We start from the raw sequence: 2,877 nt of genomic DNA, 5'->3' as shown, positions 1-2,877 counted from the left end.
TTGCGATCACCGTGGTCTTCTCACCCACCGCGAACCGCATCCCGGCCTGGAACCGGATCCCCTCACGAAACGCCCGACGCTCAGCGGTCAGGCCCCCACCCTCCGGATACCTCACACCAACGGCATACCGCAGGGATCACGGACCGTCACTACCCGACGACAACCCGAAATGCTCAGTAATCAGCGGTCGAGTCGTCGTGAGACGCCGGGCGGCCAGGTGTGCCGAACCATCGAGGGCAACCGCTTGAAAGCCATACCCGGTGTCTCTGGACCTCAGGACCATACGACTGGTCCGTCCGACCCACCAACAACGTAGGACCGCTTGAAGGCCGACTTCCCCGAGGATGAGTCCATGCGCATCAGCCACGAGGCGATCTACCAGTCGCTGTTCATCGAGGGTCGTGGTGTGCTCAAGCGGGAGCTGGTCGCCTGCCTGCGCACCGGGCGGGCACTTCGAGAGCCTCGGTCGAGGTCACGGAACAAGCCGCAAGGGCATGTCACCGCCGATGTCGTCCTCAGTGAACGTCCTGCAGAGGCCGCGGACCGCGCGGTCCCGGGGCATTGGGAAGGCGATCTGATCATTGGGACGGGCCGGTCCGCGATCGGCACGCTCGTCGAGCGCAGCAGCCGATCTGCGCTCCTTGTGCATCTACCGAGGTTGGAGGGCTGGGGCGAGGTGCCACCTGTGAAGAACGGGCCGCCGTTGGGCGGTTACGGCGCCGTCGCGATGAACACTGCCCTGACCGAGTCGATGACGAAGCTGCCCGAGCAGCTCCGCAAGACCCTGACCTGGGACCGCGGGAAGGAACTTGCCGGACATGCCCAGCTCGCGCTCGATACCGGGACGAAGGTGTTCTTCGCCGATCCGCACTCGCCCTGGCAGCGGCCCACGAACGAGAACACGAACGGGCTGCTGCGTCAGTACTTCCCGAAGGGCACCGACCTGTCCCGGTGGTCCGCCGAGGACCTCGAAGCCGTCGCCCTGGCGATCAATAACCGACCCCGCAAGATCCTTGGCTGGAAGACCCCGACCGAGGTCTTCGAGGAGCAGCTACGCTCACTACAACAGCCCGGTGTTGCAACGACCGGTTGAACTCACCCAATACGTGTCCATTCGCTACACGGAGCGACTGTCCGAGGTCGGCGCCTCGACGTCCGTCGGGTCCGTCCCCGACTCGTACGACATCGCGATGGCCGAGGCCCTGAACGGCACGTTCAAGGCCGAACTGATCGAACATCAGGGACCGTGGCGCGACTTCGACGAGGTCGAGCGTGCCGTGTTCCAGTGGGTCGCGTGGTACAACAGCGAACGGCTCCACTCCGCCCTCGACTACCTCCCGCCCGATGAGTACGAACAGGCGTACTGGACGGCACTGGAGCAACACCCGCAAGCCGCTTGATCACACGATCGCGGACTCCACGAAAATCGGGGCAGCTCACCGTCTTCGGCGAGGTGCCGTTGCGGCTGTTGCCCGAGCCCCGGCCGGCCACGTCGTGCTTCTCGTAGCCCAGGTGCTCGGTCATCTCGGCCGCCAGCGCCCGTTCCAGCACGGCCCGGGTGATCTGGGTCAGCAGCCCGCCCTCGCCCAACAGGGCCGCCCCGGAGGCATCGGCACGGTCCATCAACCGCTCGACGACCTCGTCGACCAAATCGTCCCCGACCTGCTCGACGGCCGGGTTCTCGCTGTCAGTAGTCGTGTCCGTCCGTTCCGGCCGGCCAAGACCCGAGGCCGAGCCTCGGCCAGCCTGTCACATAACGGACTTACACGATCTTTCGGACACGCTCGGCATCGATTGCTGGCCGGCGAGCAGAGTCCGGGGAGTATCAGGAATTCTCCGGTGCACGGCACTCGGTCGGAAGGTCCCCCCTGGTGCGAGGTGTGTGCCGGTCGGCTCGCGGGAGGTCCACTGTGACCGGAGCGCCGGATCAGGGGCAGGTCGTGGCCCTCGTGGGATGCGAGAGTACGGCGACCTGTTCAGCGCTCAGTTGTGCGGGGGAGTGGGGTTGCCCGGTCGCGGTCGTTGCCGACGGTCCGGTCGGAGGTCGGGTTCCGTCGGATCGGGTTGTCAAGACGGTTGATCGAGACCGATCCGGAAAGGGCACGACCTTGGAGGAGCCGTCGGCGGCTGGGCGGACAGGCGCGGCCGTGTGCTGCACCAGGACGGCAGGTCAGGGTCGGTGGTGCGGGCTGCGGCCGTCGTTCTGTGGTTCGAGGGCCCGTCCTACGCGGTCCGCTGGGCGAGGCCGCCGGGGAGCTGACGCAAATGGTGGTGGTGGCCGGAGCAGTCCCGTGCGAGGGATTCCAGGTGCGGAACGGAGAGGGCCGCGGCCAGCTCCGTCCCGCTCGGAGCCATGGTGCCGTCCTCGACGGCGGGGCGGGCGACACCGCCGTCAGCTCCATCGTCGGTACCCCGCGGCCTGAGGACGTCCGCCTCATCGACACCACCCGCCGCGCCCCGGAGGGGGGCAACGCCGCAGCCGTGGCGGTCCACCGCACCGGCGACATCGCCCACGCCGCCGGCACCGACTTCCACACCACCGACCCCGACGGCTGGACTCTCCGCACCACCGAAGGCACACGGTGCCCACATCGAACACACTGTCGCCATCACTCCTGGCGGCCCCGTATCCGCACTCTCCTCCGAGGCGCTGGGCTGGTTCCTGGTCGTGCATGTTTGATTCTGTTTGCGGTGTGATTTGAATCACTTCGTATCCAATAGATCTTTGTCGACCTACTGAGTGGACGTTAAGTCCGCTTTCTCTCGGTTCATGATCGCTCGTTCGTGTGAACGTCGGCCGTACTGGCGTGCCAGTCGGGGTTCGGGTGATGTTCTGCGGCGCATGGACAGACGGGCGTATCCGAGCGACTTATCGGA

At 66.4% G+C, this 2,877-nt stretch carries 2 protein-coding genes and 3 pseudogenes; 2 read left to right on the top strand and 3 right to left on the bottom strand.

From position 1 onward, the window contains the following. Positions 1-115: pseudogene (locus PUR56_RS43110) on the bottom strand (IS630 family transposase); the annotation flags it as partial. Between the two features lie 204 nt (positions 116-319). Between PUR56_RS43110 and PUR56_RS00320 the strand changes: the two are divergent. Further along, a pseudogene (locus tag PUR56_RS00320) lies at positions 320-1,093 on the top strand (IS30 family transposase); the annotation flags it as partial. Between the two features lie 13 nt (positions 1,094-1,106). Further along, positions 1,107-1,400, top strand: coding sequence for an integrase core domain-containing protein (locus PUR56_RS00315; RefSeq protein WP_329947349.1), 294 nt, complete (start codon positions 1,107-1,109; stop codon positions 1,398-1,400). 37 nt (positions 1,401-1,437) lie between these two features. On the opposite strand, the pseudogene PUR56_RS00310 reads toward PUR56_RS00315, so the two are convergent. After that, a pseudogene (locus tag PUR56_RS00310) lies at positions 1,438-1,650 on the bottom strand (transposase); the annotation flags it as partial. Between the two features lie 573 nt (positions 1,651-2,223). Next, complete coding sequence (locus PUR56_RS00305; protein ID WP_329947348.1) at positions 2,224-2,355, bottom strand: hypothetical protein; 132 nt, start codon at positions 2,353-2,355, stop codon at positions 2,224-2,226. Between the last annotated feature and the right edge of the window lie 522 nt (positions 2,356-2,877).

The sequence above is a fragment of the Streptomyces sp. BE303 genome (assembly GCF_036290945.1).
Taxonomy (GTDB): Bacteria; Actinomycetota; Actinomycetes; order Streptomycetales; family Streptomycetaceae; genus Kitasatospora.
The sequence above is the reverse complement of the archived record's forward strand: the minus strand, read 5'-3'. Positions and strand labels throughout refer to the sequence as shown.